Source organism: Ciceribacter ferrooxidans, assembly GCF_004137355.1.
Classification (GTDB): Bacteria; Pseudomonadota; Alphaproteobacteria; order Rhizobiales; family Rhizobiaceae; genus Allorhizobium; species Allorhizobium ferrooxidans.
Window position 1 is genome coordinate 311,473 of sequence record NZ_SDVB01000170.1, and the last position, 17,312, is coordinate 328,784.

At 65.1% G+C, this 17,312-nt stretch carries 20 protein-coding genes; 14 read left to right on the forward strand and 6 right to left on the reverse strand.

Annotated features, from left to right (window positions below; all coding sequences use genetic code 11):
• Nucleotides 1–23: 23 nt before the first annotated feature.
• The gene (locus EUU22_RS05890) at nt 24–890 is read right to left on the reverse strand and encodes an alpha/beta fold hydrolase (protein ID WP_129331121.1); all 867 of its coding nucleotides are present in this window, start codon (nt 888–890) and stop codon (nt 24–26) included.
• Nucleotides 891–1,212: 322 nt separating this feature from the next.
• Here EUU22_RS05890 and EUU22_RS25535 point away from each other — a divergent pair, with 322 nt between their 5' ends.
• From EUU22_RS25535 to EUU22_RS05930, 7 genes are all read left to right on the forward strand, one after another.
• Nucleotides 1,213–1,773 (forward strand): Holotricin-3 precursor, encoded by a 561-nt coding sequence (locus EUU22_RS25535; protein WP_205687856.1) that lies wholly within the window; start codon nt 1,213–1,215, stop codon nt 1,771–1,773.
• Between the two features lie 154 nt (nt 1,774–1,927).
• Nucleotides 1,928–2,404, forward strand: coding sequence for an HIT family protein (locus EUU22_RS05905; protein ID WP_129331123.1), 477 nt, complete (start codon nt 1,928–1,930; stop codon nt 2,402–2,404).
• 90 nt (nt 2,405–2,494) lie between these two features.
• The gene (locus EUU22_RS05910) at nt 2,495–2,860 is read left to right on the forward strand and encodes a hypothetical protein (protein ID WP_129331124.1); all 366 of its coding nucleotides are present in this window, start codon (nt 2,495–2,497) and stop codon (nt 2,858–2,860) included.
• 97 nt (nt 2,861–2,957) lie between these two features.
• Nucleotides 2,958–4,457, forward strand: a complete 1,500-nt coding sequence (locus EUU22_RS05915; RefSeq protein WP_129331125.1) for a multicopper oxidase family protein — start codon at nt 2,958–2,960, stop codon at nt 4,455–4,457.
• Nucleotides 4,458–4,607: 150 nt separating this feature from the next.
• Nucleotides 4,608–6,755 carry a copper-transporting P-type ATPase gene (locus tag EUU22_RS05920; RefSeq protein WP_129331483.1) on the forward strand — a complete coding sequence of 716 codons (2,148 nt, stop codon included), beginning with the start codon at nt 4,608–4,610 and terminating at the stop codon, nt 6,753–6,755.
• Nucleotides 6,752–7,294 (forward strand): SRPBCC family protein, encoded by a 543-nt coding sequence (locus tag EUU22_RS05925; protein ID WP_129331126.1) that lies wholly within the window; start codon nt 6,752–6,754, stop codon nt 7,292–7,294. The genes EUU22_RS05920 and EUU22_RS05925 overlap by 4 nt, the downstream gene beginning before the upstream one ends.
• 105 nt (nt 7,295–7,399) lie before the next feature.
• Nucleotides 7,400–7,831: a GNAT family N-acetyltransferase gene (locus EUU22_RS05930; RefSeq protein ID WP_129331127.1), complete on the forward strand. Its 432-nt coding sequence runs from the start codon at nt 7,400–7,402 to the stop codon at nt 7,829–7,831.
• Between the two features lie 45 nt (nt 7,832–7,876).
• On the opposite strand, the gene EUU22_RS05935 is transcribed toward EUU22_RS05930, so the two are convergent.
• Nucleotides 7,877–8,113, reverse strand: coding sequence for a hypothetical protein (locus tag EUU22_RS05935; RefSeq protein ID WP_129331128.1), 237 nt, complete (start codon nt 8,111–8,113; stop codon nt 7,877–7,879).
• 170 nt (nt 8,114–8,283) lie between these two features.
• Between EUU22_RS05935 and EUU22_RS05940 the strand changes: the two genes are divergently transcribed.
• On the forward strand, nt 8,284–8,598 hold the full coding sequence (locus EUU22_RS05940; RefSeq protein WP_129331129.1) for a DUF1883 domain-containing protein: 315 nt from the start codon (nt 8,284–8,286) through the stop codon (nt 8,596–8,598).
• 5 nt (nt 8,599–8,603) lie between these two features.
• Here the strand turns inward: EUU22_RS05940 and EUU22_RS05945 are convergent, their stop codons facing one another.
• Entirely contained in the window at nt 8,604–9,920 is a 1,317-nt protein-coding gene (locus EUU22_RS05945) for a replication-associated recombination protein A (protein ID WP_129331130.1), read from the reverse strand.
• Nucleotides 9,917–11,326: a DegQ family serine endoprotease gene (locus EUU22_RS05950; RefSeq protein WP_129331131.1), complete on the reverse strand. Its 1,410-nt coding sequence runs from the start codon at nt 11,324–11,326 to the stop codon at nt 9,917–9,919. Before EUU22_RS05950 ends, EUU22_RS05945 begins: the two co-directional genes overlap by 4 nt.
• Before the next feature lie 306 nt (nt 11,327–11,632).
• On the opposite strand from EUU22_RS05950, the gene EUU22_RS05955 reads away from it, so the two are divergent.
• The 6 genes from EUU22_RS05955 (at nt 11,633) to EUU22_RS05980 (ending at nt 14,974) form a co-directional block, all read left to right on the forward strand.
• Nucleotides 11,633–12,769 (forward strand): cytochrome b/b6 domain-containing protein, encoded by a 1,137-nt coding sequence (locus EUU22_RS05955; RefSeq protein WP_129331132.1) that lies wholly within the window; start codon nt 11,633–11,635, stop codon nt 12,767–12,769.
• Nucleotides 12,766–13,170, forward strand: a complete 405-nt coding sequence (locus EUU22_RS05960; protein WP_205687857.1) for a DUF1924 domain-containing protein — start codon at nt 12,766–12,768, stop codon at nt 13,168–13,170. The genes EUU22_RS05955 and EUU22_RS05960 overlap by 4 nt, the downstream gene beginning before the upstream one ends.
• Before the next feature lie 13 nt (nt 13,171–13,183).
• Complete coding sequence (locus EUU22_RS05965; RefSeq protein WP_129331133.1) at nt 13,184–13,684, forward strand: diheme cytochrome c; 501 nt, start codon at nt 13,184–13,186, stop codon at nt 13,682–13,684.
• Between the two features lie 299 nt (nt 13,685–13,983).
• A complete protein-coding gene (locus EUU22_RS05970; RefSeq protein WP_129331134.1) occupies nt 13,984–14,307 on the forward strand; it encodes an ArsR/SmtB family transcription factor in 324 nt (107 codons plus the stop codon).
• Nucleotides 14,304–14,714 (forward strand): SRPBCC family protein, encoded by a 411-nt coding sequence (locus EUU22_RS05975; protein WP_129331135.1) that lies wholly within the window; start codon nt 14,304–14,306, stop codon nt 14,712–14,714. The genes EUU22_RS05970 and EUU22_RS05975 overlap by 4 nt, the downstream gene beginning before the upstream one ends.
• A 47-nt stretch (nt 14,715–14,761) precedes the next feature.
• Nucleotides 14,762–14,974, forward strand: coding sequence for a hypothetical protein (locus tag EUU22_RS05980; RefSeq protein WP_129331136.1), 213 nt, complete (start codon nt 14,762–14,764; stop codon nt 14,972–14,974).
• Nucleotides 14,975–15,019: 45 nt separating this feature from the next.
• Here the strand turns inward: EUU22_RS05980 and EUU22_RS25955 are convergent, their stop codons facing one another.
• Nucleotides 15,020–15,142, reverse strand: a complete 123-nt coding sequence (locus tag EUU22_RS25955) for a hypothetical protein (RefSeq protein WP_280956473.1) — start codon at nt 15,140–15,142, stop codon at nt 15,020–15,022.
• Between the two features lie 200 nt (nt 15,143–15,342).
• Entirely contained in the window at nt 15,343–17,178 is a 1,836-nt protein-coding gene (ilvD, locus tag EUU22_RS05985) for a dihydroxy-acid dehydratase (RefSeq protein WP_129331137.1), read from the reverse strand.
• Nucleotides 17,179–17,312: the final 134 nt, after the last annotated feature.

Here is a 17,312-nt window from a genome sequence, read left to right on the forward strand (position 1 = left end):
AGCAGCCCGCAATCAGCCGTCGCTTACCGCTCGTCCCGGCTGCGCCGGATAAAGTCCAGCATCAGCAACGCGGCCGCGGCCGCGTGGGTTTCGAGCAGGAAGTGGCCGGCGTCGAAGATGTGGGCTTCCATTCTCGGCAGAGCCCTCATCCAGGACAGGACTTCGGCGATGTCGAAGAAGGCGTCGTACCGTCCCCAGAGCAGCAGCGCTGGCGGCTGCCGGTGTGCGAGATAGTCGGCGATGGCATCGAAGGACGCGACGTAACGGCCATAGTCGGCGACGAGCGCGCGCTGCGTCTCCATCCGGCCGGGCAGGCACATCACCCGCCAGTCCTCCTCCCAGCTTTCCGCCGGGATCCGCGCGGCGATCTCAGGCGGCAGGTCGGCGATGTACTGGTTGCGCGTACCCCCGAAGGTCAGGTGCGCGGTCGCAGCCGCCTCGTTCTCCGGGCTCGGGTCCTGCCAGAAGGCCTGCGTCGCGGCCCATCCGGCTCCCTGCCCCGTCTTGTGTGCATTGGCATTCTGGATGACGAAGCCGAGGACCTTTTCCGGTTCCTGCATGGCGATGTGAAAGCCGACCGGCGCGCCGAAATCGTGAAGGTAGATATAGCGCGGTCCTGTCCCGAGCCGCTCCAGCAGTTCCGAAACCACCGCGCCGAAGGCGGAGAACGAGGGCGCCGGCAGGACGTCGGACTGGCCGAAACCCGGCAGGTCGGGCGCGATGACGTAGGCGACCTTCGACAGAGGTTCGATAATGTCACGGAATGTCCGCGCGGAACTCGGAAATCCGTGCAGCAGCAGCACGGCGCGTCCGGATGGATCACCCGCGGTAACAAAGGGCAAGTCCGTTCCGCCGGACAGGCGAAGTCGTTGCCGGGCAGCCGGGCGCATGGGCAGTCTCCTCCCGATGTCTGTTACCGTCAGAATGTCGAAACGGCCGCAACGTTCCCGCCCGCCGCCTTCCCGGCGGCAGAGCGGGAGCGCGGCGAACTGTGCGGGATACCCCAATTTTTGGGGAGGACGGCGACTGCAAGCGTTTTGGCCGGAGGACCCGTTGCTTTGCACCCAAATTCTTCATGTCATATTAATGTTCGTATCCTTCCTTTTGATCCATGAGGAGCGCCGCGGCTGAAGTTTGCAAGGCCCCCGGAAGAGGGGCAGACATCCCGGCACTGTAACGAAGAAGGTGGGAAACACGACAATGGAGGTTCCGATGAAACACTTTGCGCGCATTGCGGTCTGCACCGCCGCGCTGGCCGTCGCGTTCACGATGCCGTCCGCGGGCGGCTTCGGCTTCGTCGACCAGGCACTTGCCGGCAACGGAAACGGCGGCGGTCATGGCGGAGGCAACGGGGGTGGAAACGGCGGCGGCCACGGTGGCGGCAACGGTGGTGGCCACAGCGGCGAGAACGGCGGTGGCCGTGGCAACGGTCATGCCTCCGACAAGTCGCGGAACGGCAATGCCTATGGCAAACTCGGCAACAGGCCGACGAAGGTGAAGGGAACGGAGACCGAAACGATCGGCGCGGACGAACTCGGCCCGCTCAACGCCGCCCACGCCTCACCGGTCGCGCGCATGTTCGCCTCGCCGAATTCGGCCGTCGGCAAGGTCGCCACCTACCAGGAAGCCCGCGCCGCAGCCCTCGGACTTGCCGATCCGACCGCCCAGACGGCCGCCCTCGACGCCGCCGTCGATGAGCTGGAAGCAGGCTTCGGCCTGACGCTGACCACCGCCCAGATCGATGAGCTGAACGCCATTCTCGATTCGCGCTGAGCCCGGCGCTCTCGCCCTCTCCCCCAAACAGGAGAGGGCCGTCGCGCCCGGCCGGACAAAGGCGCAACCGATTGCGGCGGATGCCGCACGCGGCCTTGCAACCTCCGCACGAATCGCGGGAACATCGGGCACCGTTCCCCGGCAGAGCCCGCCAATGCCTCTCTCCTTCGACATCCGCATGAAAGACGTCGATCTCGCGCGCATGGACGTCTGCGAGAGCGAGCACTGGCTGACGCGCCTTCATTTCAACCAGAGCTATCTCGGGCGCTGCCTCGTCATCGCAAAGCGCGTCTCGGATACCTCGCTCGCGACCTGCACCGACGATGAGTACGGCGATCTTCGGCATGTCCTGCAGCGCTATGAGCGTGTCGTCGGGGCGGCGTTCCGGCCGGCACGCTTCAATCATACGCAGCTCGGCAACGAATGGCCGCAACTTCATGTGCATGCCATCCCGCGCTACGACACGCCGCGGCAGTGGAAACACTACGTCATCGCCGATACCCGCTACCACCAGAACCCCTCGCCCAAGCCCCCGCCGCCGGTGCCGCTCGAGGAGGCCTATGCGATCGCCGCCCATCTGCGGGCGCTGTTTGCCGCGGACGGTGACACCGGTCGGCCGTCGCCCCCTTGAGAATGCCGCAAATGCGTCCTAGATGAAGCGAGAGTGACGGAGGCGGCGCGTTCGATCCCGATGCATCGTCCTTCGCGGAGACATGGCCTGATGCGGCAATTGCGCGATTTCGGGAGACTTGCTTGGTTGGTGCTGGTCGTCGTGGCCGCGCTCGCCTTTGCCGGTGCGCCCGGAGCCAGCGCGCACCAGAAGAACTGCGGCAGCGTCGTGACTGTCACGGCCGACGGCGCCCATCATCAGCACCACCATACAAAATCCGGTGACAGCACGGCTACTAAAGCGGCAGCGGTTCCCTGCTGCACGATCGCCTGCCCGCTCTGCGTTTCGGCAGCCGGTCCCGCCGCGGCCGCTCCCCATGCGGTCGCCTTCCTTCATCTTCGCTATCCCGAACGCCAGTTCGGCCTTTCCGGCAGCGAGCCGCCGCCGGATTTCGAACCGCCACGACCCCTCGCCTGATCGATCCGCCGGCCGCGTTCCAGCGGCGGCATGTCCCCACATGCATGGATGAAACTGCTGTCGGCCGAAGCCGACACACCGATCAGGAGAAAAGATCGTGTATCGCCGTCAATTCTTGAAGACCCTCGCCCTCGGCACCGCCGCGGCCGGGTTCGCCCCTTCCTTCCTCTCACCCTCCGCACGGGCCGCCGCCGAAACACCGGCGAAGCGCCTCGCCGTCACCAGCCGAGTCCTCGACGTCAACGGCAAGCCGGCCAAGGTGTTCGGGCTCGTCCAGCCGGACGGCACGCCCGGCCTGACCTTCGACGCGGGCGCCGATTTCGATGTACTGCTCGCCAACGAGACCGCCGAGCCGACGCTCATTCACTGGCATGGGCTCACCCCGCCCTGGGCCATGGACGGTGTCCCGGACAATCCGGCCGCCCTGCTGGCGCCTCAGGAAACCCGCCGCTACACCTTCCCCGTCGGCGCCGGCGGCACCCACTGGATGCACGCGCATACGCTGCAGGAGCAGAACCTGCTGGCCGCGCCACTGATCGTCCGCCGGCCGGAAGAGGCCGGAAGCGACGAGCAGGAGGTGGTCATCCTACTCCATGACTTCTCGTTCAAGTCTCCCGAGGAGCTCCTCGCAGAACTGAAGGGTGGTGACGGCCACGGCGCCGCCCAGATGGGCGGAATGTCGATGGGCGGAATGTCCGGCATGGGCCATATGGGCCACGACATGGGTGGTTCCATGGGCGGCGGCTCCATGGGTGGCCAGCAGGGCATGGCCATGCCCGGAATGGGCGGGATGGCCGGCATGGACCTCAACGACATCGAATACGACGCCTATCTCGCCAATGACCGCACACTCGACGACCCGCAAGTGGTGCAGGTCGAGAAAGGCGGACGGGTGCGGCTGAGGATCATCAACGGCGCCACCGCAACCGCCTTCACCATCGACACCGGCGAGGTGCTCGGCCGCCTCGTCGCGGTCGACGGCCAGCCGGTGCAGCCGATCGCCGGCACGCGCTTCCCGGCCTCCATGGGCCAGCGGCTCGACATCATGGTCGAGCTTCCCAAGGAGGGCGGCGCCTTCCCGGTGCTCGCCCTGCGCGAGGGCTCGACGAAACGGACCGGCATCGTGCTCGCGAGTGCCGGGGCCTCGATCGGCAAGCTCGCCGGTGACGGCGAAGAGACCGGTCCCGTGCTCGATCTGGCACTCGAACAACGGCTGAGGGCCGTAACGCCGCTCGACAGGCGCCCGCCCGCCCGCAGCTACCGCATGGTGCTCGGCGGCGACATGGCAAGCTACACCTGGTCGATCGCAGGCGCCGAGGCGCTTGCCGTCGGCACCGGCGAGCGCATCCGCTTCGTCGTCCAGAACATGTCGATGATGGCGCATCCGATGCACCTGCATGGACACCACTTCCAGGTGACGGCGGTCAATGGCGTCGAAATCGCCGGCGCGGTTCGCGACACGGTGCTGCTGCCGCCGATGGTCGAGGTCGCACTGGAGTTCGACGCCAACAATGCCGGACGCTGGCCGTTCCACTGCCACCACCTCTACCACATGGCCTCGGGCATGATGGCCTTCGTCGCTTACGACAATGCCTGATAGAATGCACGGGCGAGGTTTGACCCTCGCCCGTGTCCCGACCGTTAACGCGAGGAGGTAATTGTGGCTGAAGAACACCATCACCACCATCACGGTCATGACCACAGGCCGACCGGGCACTCTACTCATCACGCTCGCGAGGCCAGCGGAATGGCGTCGCCGCCACCGGTTGCCTCCGGCAAGAGCGGGATCGTCTACACCTGCCCCATGCATCCGCAGATCCGCCAGCTCGGACCCGGCAATTGCCCGATCTGCGGTATGGCGCTGGAGCCGGAGACGGCGACGCTGGAGACGGGCCCGAGCCCGGAACTCCTCGACATGCAGCGGCGCTTCTGGATCGGACTGGCGCTGACCCTGCCGGTCGTCCTTCTGGAGATGGGCCAGCACCTCTTCGACCTGCACATGCTCATCCCGCCGACGACAGGCTCCTGGATCCAGCTGGCGCTAGCGACGCCGGTGGTGCTCTGGGCCGGCTATCCCTTCTTCGAGCGCGGCTGGGCCTCGCTCGTCTCGCGCCACCTCAACATGTTCACGCTGATCGCCATGGGCACGGGCGCGGCGTGGATCTACAGCGTCGTTGCGACCGTCGCTCCGTCGCTCTTCCCCGCCACCTTCCGCTCCGGCGACGGCGCAGTCGACGTCTATTTCGAGGCGGCGGCCGTGATCACCGTGCTGGTGCTGCTCGGGCAGGTGCTGGAATTGCGTGCGCGCGAGCAGACCGGCGGTGCGATCCGCGCGCTTCTCGATCTCGCGCCGAAGACCGCGCGGCGCATGCGCAGCGACGGGACCGACGAGGACGTGCCGCTCGACATTGTCGCGGTCGGCGACAGGTTGCGCGTCCGTCCAGGCGAGAAGGTTCCTGTCGACGGCGAGCTCCTCGAAGGCCGCAGTTCCGTCGACGAGTCGATGATCACCGGCGAATCCATGCCGGTCACCAAAGAGGTCGGCGCCAGGCTGATCGGCGGCACGATCAACCGTACCGGCGGCTTCGTCATGGAGGCGCGGCGGGTCGGACGCGACACGGTGCTCTCGCAGATCGTCCATATGGTGGCGGAAGCGCAGCGTTCGCGGGCGCCGATCCAACGGCTCGCCGACGACGTGTCGGGCTGGTTCGTTCCGATCGTTATCCTCGTCGCGCTGGTCGCCTTCGGCACCTGGATGGCGGTCGGGCCCGAGCCGCGCTTCGCCCACGGCCTCGTGGCGGCAGTCGCCGTGCTTATCATCGCATGCCCCTGTGCACTGGGGCTCGCGACGCCGATGTCGATCATGGTGGGCGTCGGGCGCGGCGCCGGTATGGGCGTGCTGATCAAGAATGCCGAGGCGCTGGAGCGCATGGAAAAGATCGACACACTCGTCGTCGACAAGACCGGCACGCTGACGGCCGGACGGCCGGAGGTCGTCGCCATCGCCGCCGTTCCCGGCGTCGATGAGAGCGAACTGCTGCGACTTGCGGCAAGCCTGGAGCGGTCGAGCGAGCACCCGCTGGCAACCGCCGTGGTGAACGCGGCCGAAGTCCGCAAGATCACGCTCGCCGATGCGCGGGACTTCGACAGCCCCGTCGGACGCGGCGTAACGGGCACCGTCGACGGACACCGGCTGATCATCGGCAGCCACCGGATCATGGCGGACGAGAAGATCGACATTTCGGCGCTTAACGAAAAGGCGGAGGAGTTACGTGGCGAAGGCGCGACGGTCATTTTCACCGCCGTCGACGGCCGTCTGGCCGGTCTTTTCGCCATCGCGGACCCGATCAAGCCGACGACGCCGTCCGCCGTCAGCGCGCTCCTTGCGGAAGGCGTACGCGTGGTGATGCTCACCGGCGACAATCGCACCACCGCAAACGCCGTCGCCCGCAAGCTCGGGATTGCCGAGGTGGAGGCGGAGGTGCTGCCGGAGCACAAGAGCGAAATCGTCGCGCGGCTGCGCAAGGAAGGCCGTGCCGTCGCCATGGCCGGCGACGGCGTCAACGACGCTCCCGCCCTTGCCGCTGCCGACGTGGGCATCGCCATGGGAACGGGAACCGACGTCGCGATCGAAAGCGCCGGCGTCACCCTCCTCAGGGGCGATCTCGAAGGCATCGTGCGGGCGAGGCAATTGAGCCGCACGACGATGCGGAACATCCGCCAGAACCTTTTCTTCGCCTTCATCTACAACGCGCTCGGGGTGCCCGTCGCGGCGGGTGTGCTCTATCCCGTCTTCGGCCTCCTGCTGTCGCCGATCATAGCGGCGGCGGCGATGGCGCTCTCCTCCGTCAGCGTGATCACCAATGCACTACGCCTGCGGAGTGCACAGCTGTGACGCCCGGCGACGATCGGCAGCGGGAGGACGAGAAGGCCAACTATGCACATTCGGCCTCGGCCGACAGGGAGATCGCGGCCTCGCCCCAATATCTGTTCGACGCGCTGGACGATCCTACGCGGCTCGGCCGACACATGCGTGAACCATCGCTGATGATGCTCGGCGGCTGGATGCGCTATCGCCTCGACGAAGGCCAAGGCCGGGCCGTCGGATCGTCGATCCGGATGGAAGGTCGCTTCGCCTTCCTCAAGCTGGCCGTCGATGAGGTGGTGACCGAGCATCGGCGGCCGTCGCGGAAGGTCTGGGTCACACGCGGATGCCCTCGCCTTCTGGTGATCGGTGCTTACCGCATGGGCTTTGACATCACGCCCGCCGCGGACGGATCGCATCTCCGCGTCTTCATCGACTATAACGATCCGGATACACGGCTGGGTCGAATCGCGGGATCGCTGTTCGGGCCGGCCTATGCCCGCTGGTGCGTCCGGCGAATCGCCGAGGATGCGACCGATCTCGCCAAGTCTTCCGCATCTGCCGTCTGATTCACGGCAGAGAGGCGCACCGGCCGGTATTCCGCAGGTGCGTCTCGGTCTATGCTCTTTCCGGCGATTCCCGTCTCCCACATCCCCTCCCCGAGGTCAGCCGATATGCAAAGCCCCGTCATCGATGTCGTCGTGAGCGACACGCCGCCCGACGACCGTGACGCGGTGCTCGCCGTGCTGCGCACCTACAATCAGGCGCAGACGGGCCGCGTTCGCGGCGCCGATTTCTCCGTGCTGCTGCGCGACCCACAAACCGATGCCGTAATCGGCGGTCTCTATGGGGAAGAGAGCTACGGATGGGCTTTCATCAAGTATCTGGTGGTGCCGGAGAACCTCCGCGGGCTGGGGCTCGGCAGCCGGTTGATGGAGGAAGCGGAAGAGATCGCACGCCGGCGCGGCTTCGTCGGGGTCTGGCTCGACACCTACGACTTCCAGGCGCGGCCCTTCTACGAGAAGCTCGGCTATACCGTCTTCGGCGAACTCGAAGGCGGTTCCGGCGCTCACGGCCAGTTCTTCCTGAAGAAGCGATTTTCCTGACCGTCTGACGGGTAGACGAGGCCGCCCTGACGAGCGGCGTCGCCGTCAGGCGTTGTACCTGTTTTCCCGCCAGTTATACCAGTTGCGAATGCGCAAGTGGGGTGCGATGGCGCGCGAAATGAACGGCGTCAGCGCGAATGCGAGCACGATCACGGCCGGCAGCAGGTATTTCGCCTGTTCGTTCAGGGCCGGAATCGAAAGAACCGTGACGGCACCGATGCCGAACAGCACGGCGTTCACCATCATCCCCACCATCACGGTGATGAACAGATCGGTTTTCATGATCGCCTCCTCGGCCCACGGGGCCTGTCTGACTACATGTACCGGTTCAACGCGGGGCGGCGACCGATGGTTCCGGATGAGCCTGTGCGAGCATCGAGCGCCAGGCCACCAATCCTTAACCGCCGGGCCTTAGAGTGCACCTTCAAAGCACTGACTGACGCGAGACCTGCATGCCGAACCCGACCTTCCGCTTCACCCACTACGACCTCAAGGAACAGCCGGCCGGCGCGATCATCGAGGTGACGCTCAGCGCTGTGAACAATGTACGCCTGATGACGGCGACGAATTTCCAGCGTTTCAAGGAAACCCTGGATTTCAAGTATATCGGCGGCGTCGCCAAGAAGTCGCCGATCCGGCTGACCATTCCGGAAGCCGCCCACTGGCATCTGATCGTGGACATGGAAGGCCATCACGGACTTGCCGACTCCTCCGTCCGCATGATCGCTTCGCCGGCCCGGCAGCAGCGTCAGCAGAAGGCGTCGTAAGGCGATCAGGCGCCGCCGCGCTCCCGGCGAAGCTTCGACCACCAGTCGAGGCGCTTGCGGATCTCCCGCTCGAAGCCGCGCTCCGGCGGATCATAGAAGGTCTTTCGTCCCATCTTCTCCGGAAAATAGTCCTGGCCCGAAAAGGCGTCCGGCTCGTCGTGGTCGTAACGGTAGCCCTCGCCGTAACCCTCGCCCTTCATCAGCTTTGTCGGGGCATTCAGGATGTGCTTCGGCGGCAGCAGCGAGCCGTTCTCCTTGGCCGCCCGCATCGCCGACTTGTAGGCGGTGTAAACGGCATTCGACTTCGGCGCGGTGGCGAGATAGACGCAGGCTTCGGCCAGCGCCAGTTCGCCCTCCGGTGAGCCGAGATAATCATAGGCGTCCTTCGCGGCGTTGCAGATCACCAGCGCCTGTGGATCGGCAAGACCGATATCCTCAACGGCCATGCGAACCAGCCGACGGCCGAGATAGAGTGGGTCCTCGCCGGCGTCGAACATCCTGCAGAGATAGTAGAGCGCGGCATCTGGATCGGAACCGCGCACCGACTTGTGGAGCGCAGAGATCAGGTTGTAGTGGCCGTCCTGTCCCTTGTCGTAGACCGGCGCACGCCGCTGGACGATCCGGGTCAGGCCCTCCGTGTCGAACACCTCGTCCTTACGGGCGGCGCGCCAGACTTCCTCGGCAAGCGTCAGCGCCGCCCTGCCGTCGCCATCCGCCATGCGGATGAGGCTCGCCCTCGCCTCGGCATCGAGCGGCAGAGGTTTGCCTTCCACCGCCTCGGCTCGCGCGAGCAGCGTCTCGAGGCTTTCCTCGTCATGGGATTTGAAGGTCAGCACCCGGGCACGGGACAAAAGTGCGGCGTTGAGCTCGAACGAGGGGTTCTCCGTCGTTGCACCGACGAGGATGATCGTGCCGTCCTCCATGACCGGCAGGAAACTGTCCTGCTGTGCACGGTTGAAACGATGGATCTCATCGACGAAAAGCAGCGTCTGGCGTCCGTTCATCCGCCGCGTCCGCGCCGCGTCGAAGACTTTCTTGAGGTCCGCGACGCCGGAAAAGATTGCCGAGATCTGTTCGAAGGCAAGGCCCGCCTCGCCGGAAAGCAGCCGGGCGACGGTGGTTTTGCCCGTGCCGGGCGGCCCCCAGAAGATCATCGAACCGAGCGAGCCGCTGTCGATCATCCGGCGTAGCACGCCATCGTCGCCCGTCAGGTGCTCCTGCCCGGTCACCTCGGCAAGCGAGGTGGGACGCAGCCGATCGGCGAGCGGCCGCTTCGAGGCGACGGCGTCGGGAACCTGCGGTGCAAAGAGATCGTCGCTCATCGGAAAAATTGCCTGATACGCTCGCCGTCACGCTCGATTTCCACCCGCCAGATGCCGGGGTCGGTGGCGGCCAACGTCTCCATGTCGGCGCTGGACGTGATGTCGGTACCATTGACGGCGACGATGATGTCGTGAGGCTGGAAGCCGAGCCGTGCAGCGATGGAACTGCCGTCGACGGCGGTGATGACGACACCGGTGACCTCCGTCCGCATGTGCAGCTCGTAGGCGAGCCGCGGCGATAGATTGGCGACGGTAGCGCCGGCGAACGGGCTGTGACCGCCGATCATCCTCTCGTCGCGCGGGCGGGTTTCCGGCGCAGCCGTCAACGGCAGGCTGATCTCCTTTTCCGACCCGTTCTCCTTGACGGCCAGCGTTACCGACGACCCGAGACCCGCGGTCGTCAACCGGTAACCGAGCGCGTCGGGATGTTCAACGGGAACACCGTTGACGGCAGTCACCACCTGGCCGGGACGCAGTCCTGCCTTCGCGGCCGGTCCGTCCTCGACTACGCGAACGACCAAGGCGCCGCGCGGCCTGTCGAGCCCCAGCGCTTCGGCGACATCCGAGGTCACGGCATCGAAGGAGGCGCCGATATAGGGACGTTCGAAACTGACGTCACCCCGTTCGGCGGCGGCGAGAAAGACCTTCACGAGATTGGCGGGAATCGCAAAGCCGACGCCGTTCGAGCCGCCACCCTTGGAGAAGATCGCCGTGTTGATGCCGATCAGTTCGCCATTCATGTTCATCAGCGCACCGCCGGAATTGCCGGGATTGATCGCCGCATCGGTCTGGATGAAGAAGCCGAAATCGCCTTCCGTCACCTGATTGCGGGCGAGCCCCGAGACGATGCCGCTCGTCACCGTCTGGCCGACACCGAAGGGGTTTCCAATGGCGAGCACGAGGTCGCCCACCTCGATCGCGTCCGAATTGCCGATCTTCAGGGCCGGCAGCGGCTCACGGGCATCAATCTTCAGCACGGCGAGATCGAGACGATCGTCCTTCAGCACCACCTTGCAGGGGAACTCCCGCCCGTCGGCGAGCGCGACCTTGATCTCGTCAGCGCCGCCGATCACGTGGTTGTTGGTGACGACGACGCCGTTGGGATCGACGATGACACCCGAACCGAGCGATGTCTGTTTCTCGCTGCGGTTCGGCATGCGCTGGCCGAAGAACTGTTCGAAGAACGGATCGCCGGCGAAGGGCGACATGCGCCGCTGGACCATGCGTTCCGCGTAGACGTTGACGACCGCGCCATGGGTCTCGCGCACGAGCGGCGCGAAGGAGAGCTGCATCTCGGCCTGCGAGCGCGGCAAGACCTTGGCCGCCTCCTGGGCAAAAACAGAAACCGGCGACAGCAGAGCGAACGAAAGCACCGAAACGGCGGCGAAGCGGAGCAGGCCTTGCATGGGAGACTCCCGATAGATTTACAGAATGGCTTTTAGTGCGGAGCGAACCGGAAGGGAACGGCAAATCGCCCTCCTTCGATCCCTACAATTAGCCTGGCGCGGCACATTTCCAAGGCCGGCGACATTACAAGTCCGTCATGTTTTCCGGTCACAGGCCGGCTCCCGGTCCCGGAGCGCGGCAAGTCGACCCGGCACATAACCTTCTGATTGACTTGCGCTTTATCAATTCCGACGATGCGCGTTCAGGTGGTTGTCAGGAAGCACCTCTAGCTTTCCCGAGGAAGAGCCGATTCCGAGGGAAAGAAGATGCCCGACCAAGCGCCACAGCCGAGGGACACCCGCATACCCGTCTGGGACCTGCCGGTCCGCGCCTATCACTGGGCGCAGTTCGCCCTCGTCGCGGTCGCGGCCGTCACCGGATTCCTTCTCGGCGGGCGCTGGATCGAGGTGCATATCTGGGCGGGGGCGGTGCTCGCCGCCCTCCTCGTCATCCGCATCGTATGGGGCTTCGCGGGCAGCACCTATGCCCGCTTCTCGTCATTCCTGCCGTCACTAGGCACGGTACTCTCCCATGTCGGCGAACTGAAATCGGGAACCGCCCGCCCTCATCTCGGCCATAACCCGCTCGGCGCCCTGATGATCCTCGCGCTTGTCGCGGTGATCGCGGGTCTCGTCGTGTCCGGCACGATCATTTTCGGCGGGGTCTTCAAGAAGGGGCCGGACGCCGCCCTCTTCTCCTTTGCGACCGGATTTTCGGCGCGCGAGGTCCATGAACTGCTCGCCTTCGCGCTGCTCGGCCTCGTCGGGCTGCACATCGCCGGCGCGCTCTTTGAAAGCTGGCGCACGGGTGAAAACCTGACCCGTGCGATGGTGACGGGCCGCAAGCGGCTGGAGCCCGGAATGCATCAGGAGCGGCCGGTCGTCGCCCGTCCGCTCGTGGCCTTCGTCACGATACTCGTGCTGTTCGGCGCTGCCGTGCCGCTCGGGCTTTCGCTTGCAGCCATCCCCCCATCCGGCATGCCCGTGGCGCAACTCGATCCCATCTACCGGCAGGAATGCACCGCCTGCCACATGGCCTATCATCCGAGCCTGCTGCCGGCCGCCAGCTGGCAGGCGTTGATGGAGAACCTCGACGACCATTTCGGCGAGGATGCGAGCCTCGATCCCGCAACGGCGGGAACGATCACGGCGTTCCTGACTGCGAACGCCGCCGAAAGCGCCGACACCAAGCCGGCCAACGCCTTCCGCCGCCTCGATCCGGCATCGCCCTACGAACTCACAGCGGCACCGTTTTGGAAGCGCATGCACGGCGACATTCCGGACACCGTCTTTTCGGCAAAGCCCGTGAGCAGCAAGGCGAACTGTGCCGCCTGCCACCGCGATGCCGAGAGCGGCGCCTTCTATCCCGCGAATATCAACATCCCGAAGGAGGACTTGAAATGAAGAAGACAGCGATGCTCCTGCTGTTTGGCGTCGGCCTGCTTGCGGCGGCGCCCGCAAACGCCGACCCTGCCCGCGACGCCATCCTGAAGGACTATGCGAGCGCCGCCGGCGTCGCCTCCTTCTCGGCGGATGCCGGCAAGGCGCTGTTTCAGGCGAACCACACCGGAGGCAAGCCGGACACGCCCTCCTGCACGACCTGCCACACCGCCGATCCACGCCAGCCCGGCAAGTCGCGCGTCGGCAAGCCGATCGAGCCGATGGCCGTCTCTGTCAATTCGAGCCGCTTCACCGATGCTGCCAAGGTGGAAAAATGGTTCCGCCGCAACTGCACCTCGGTCCTCGGGCGCGAATGTACCGCCGAGGAAAAGGGCAATATTATCACCTATCTTTCCAGCCTCTGACCGGAGATCTCCGATGACGACGACACTGAAGTCCGCTCTCAAACTGGCGCTCGTTGCCGCCGCCTTTTCGGGTGCCGCCCTCCTCGGCCCTGCCTTCGCCGATGACGATGAGGGTGGCGAAGGCGGCATACGCGCCGTCACCAACGAGACGGTGAAGACCGAATGTTCCGCCTGCCACATGGCCTATCCGCCCGGTCTGCTGCCGCAGCGCTCCTGGCAGGCGCTGATGGGCGACCTGTCGAACCACTTCGGCGAGGACGCAAGCCTCGACGAACCTGTCCGCAAGGAAATCGAGGATTATCTGGTCGCCAATGCGGCGGACGCCGGCGGCCGCTCCATACGCGGACTCAAGGCAGACCAGATCCCGCTGCGCATCTCCGAGCTGCCGTGGTTCACACGCGAGCACGGCTCCAAACTCATCGCCCGGGCGAAGTCGAACCCGAAGATCGGTTCGATCTCGAACTGTGCCGCCTGCCACCGCGGCGCCGAACAGGGCTATTTCGAAGACGACTGATCGAGAGCCTGAAAGTGCTGCCTTCCACGTCGGCGGCACCGGACGGCAAGGCCCGCCGACGCGCTCCCGCCGGCGGGCCTTGCCCTTTCTGCACGTCGCGCGATTGCCACGGTCGCAGTTCGGCGGGCGGGTTCATCCGCGCGAACGAGAAGATGGCCCGGCACCGGCATAATTAGGTCATTACCTCCGCACCTTCCTTTTCCTTCGAGAACGTAACTCCTCGTGGAACCAGACACCCCTTGACTGATCCATAACTTCACGGTTATATAAATAAACATAACCAAAGAGTTATCGATTTCATGCCGGACGTACACGATATCCTTTTCAGGACACTTGCCGACCCGACCCGCAGGGCCATCTTTGAACGGCTCTGCCGCGAGGGCGACCAGACCGTCACCGCGCTGACGGCTGAGGCGGGCGTCTCGCAGCCCGCCGTGTCCAAGCATCTCGCGGTACTGAAACGCGCAGGCCTCGTGTGCGACCGCCACGAGGGGCGTCAGACCCACTACAGCGCCCGGCTCGAGGCTCTGGCGCCGCTGGTCGACTGGACAAAGCAGATGTCCGGCTTCTGGCACACCCGCTTCGACGAGCTCGAGGACCTACTCAGGAGGATGGACCAATGACCACTGCCGAGACCGCAACGCGCTCCGTCGTCGTCGAGCGCGAACTTCCCTTTCCGCCGGAGAAAATCTGGCGCGCGCTGACGCAGCCGCATCTCATCGCCGAGTGGTTGATGAAGAATGAGTTCAAGCCGGAGACCGGCCACCGCTTCAGGCTGGAAGCCGACTGGGGCTCTATCGACTGCGTGGTCCGCACCGTCGAGCCCGACCGGGCGCTCTCCTATACCTGGGACGCCCACGACCTCAGGAGCGTCGTGACCTGGACGCTGACGCCCGTGGAGAGCGGAACCCATCTGCGCATGGAACAGACAGGCTTCAAGTCCGATCAGCCGCGTTTCTATGGCGGGGCAAAGGCCGGCTGGCCGCAGTTCATCGACAAACTCGAAGCCGTCCTCGAGCGGCTGGACTGACGTCAGCACGCAGCGCCCGCCCGACCCCCGTTACGAAGGAGCAAAGCATGACCTGGAATACCGGAATACGCCAGTTCCACCGCTGGACGTCGATTGTCTTCACGGCGACCGTCGCCGCCAATTTCGTCGCGATGTCGTTCGGGGAACCACCCGCCTGGGTGACCTACTCACCTCTGCCGCCGCTCTTCCTCTTATTGTTCAGCGGCCTCTACATGTTCGCTCTTCCCTATTTCAGAAGAGCCAAACCCGCAACCGCTTGAAGCCGCGACGAACGTGCCGGTTGCCGGGCGGCACCGCGGCGGCAATCAGTCGGTAATCTGGGCATTGACGGGGGGCGCCGCGTCGGCCGGCTGCGGGTCGAGATCGACCAGCATGAAGACCATGACGGCCAATACCATGGTTGCAACACCACCAAATACGAACTTCATCACACTGTCTCCCAGTTGAAATCGAGAGACAGGATAGCGCGAAGGTCCTCACTTCCCTCTAAGGCAATCGCTCGAATTGGATCAATCGCGGCGAAAGCCCTGACGTCCCGTTTGGTCGCAAGCGTCCTGCCGGTCAAACAGAAACCCGCCGGCTTTCACCGGCGGGTTGCCCGCGATAATTCGTAGGCGCCGTGCTGGCCTTATTCCGGCAAAATGCGGACAGCGCCCTTGTCGGCAGAGCTCGCGAAGGCGGCATAGGCCTTCAGCGCCGTCGTTACGTTGCGCTTGCGCGGGCTCGACGGCTTCCAGCCGGCCTTATCCTGCTCCGCACGGCGGCGCGCGAGTTCATCAGCGCTGACCGCGAGATTGATCGTGCGGTTCGGGATGTCGATCTCGATCGTATCGCCGTCGCGAACCAGGCCGATCGTACCGCCGTTTGCCGCTTCCGGCGAAACGTGACCGATCGACAGACCCGAGGTGCCGCCGGAGAAGCGCCCGTCGGTGATCAGCGCACATTCCTTGCCGAGGCCCTTCGACTTCAGATAGCTCGTCGGATAGAGCATTTCCTGCATGCCGGGGCCGCCCTTCGGGCCTTCGTAGCGGATGACAACGACATCGCGGGCAACGACCTCGTTGGAGAGGATCGCCTTCACCGCCGCGTCCTGGCTCTCATAGACCTTGGCCGGACCGGTGAACTTCAGGATCGACTCGTCGACGCCCGCCGTCTTCACGATGCAGCCGTCCAGCGCGATGTTGCCCTTCAGAACGGCGAGGCCGCCATCCTTGGAGAACGGGTGTTCGACCGAGCGGATGATGCCCTTCTCACCATCGGTGTCGAGTTCCTCCCAGCGTGCATTCTGTGAGAAAGCCGTCTGGGTTGGCACGCCGCCCGGAGCGGCCTTGAAAAATTCGCGCACCGTCTCGGAATTCGTGCGGGTGATGTCCCAACGGTCGATCGCGTCGCCGAGGGTGGCGGCGTGCACGGTCGGGCATTCGCGATTGATCAGGCCACCACGCTCGAGCTCGCCGAGGATGCGCATGATGCCGCCGGCGCGGTGAACGTCTTCCATGTGGACGTCGTTCTTGGCCGGCGCCACCTTGGAAAGGCACGGGACCCTGCGCGACAGGCGGTCGATGTCGTCCATGGTGAAGTCCACCGCTGCCTCGTGGGCGGCGGCGAGGATGTGCAGCACGGTATTGGTCGAGCCACCCATGGCGATGTCGAGCGCCATGGCGTTTTCGAAGGCCGCCTTGGAGGCAATGGTCCGCGGCAGGACGGTAGCATCTTCCTGCTCGTACCAGCGGCGGGCGAGATCGACGATCAGGTGACCAGCCTCGACGAAAAGCCGCTTGCGGTCGGCATGGGTGGCGAGCGTCGAGCCGTTGCCGGGCAGCGACAGGCCGAGCGCTTCCGTCAGGCAGTTCATCGAATTGGCGGTGAACATGCCCGAGCAGGAGCCGCAGGTCGGGCAGGCGGACTGTTCGATCGCCTTGACGTCCTCGTCGGACACCTTGTCATCGGCGGCGGCGACCATGGCGTCGACGAGGTCGAGCGCATGCTTCTTGCCATGCAGGACGACCTTGCCGGCCTCCATCGGGCCACCGGAGACGAAGACCGTCGGAATGTTGAGGCGCAGCGACGCCATCAGCATGCCGGGGGTAATCTTGTCGCAGTTCGAGATGCAGACCATCGCGTCGGCGCAGTGGGCGTTGACCATGTATTCGACGCTGTCGGCGATGAGTTCGCGCGACGGCAGCGAATAGAGCATGCCGTCATGGCCCATGGCGATGCCGTCGTCGACGGCGATCGTGTTGAACTCCTTGGCGACGCCGCCGGCCGCTTCGATCTCGCGGGCCACGAGCTGGCCGAGATCCTTCAGGTGGACGTGGCCTGGAACGAACTGGGTGAACGAGTTCACCACTGCGATGATCGGCTTGCCGAAGTCGGCATCCTTCATGCCCGTCGCGCGCCAGAGACCGCGTGCGCCCGCCATGTTCCGGCCGTGAGTCGTGGTTCTTGAACGATAAGCTGGCATCAGTAATTTCCTCGGATCAGTTCTCTCGTACGGGATTACCCGCCGGCATGCCCGGCCAAAGGCCATAAACACGCGCACTTTTGTGGTCTTTCGTAAAGGATCGGATCCGGCCTGTCACTATCGGCAACCGGCAA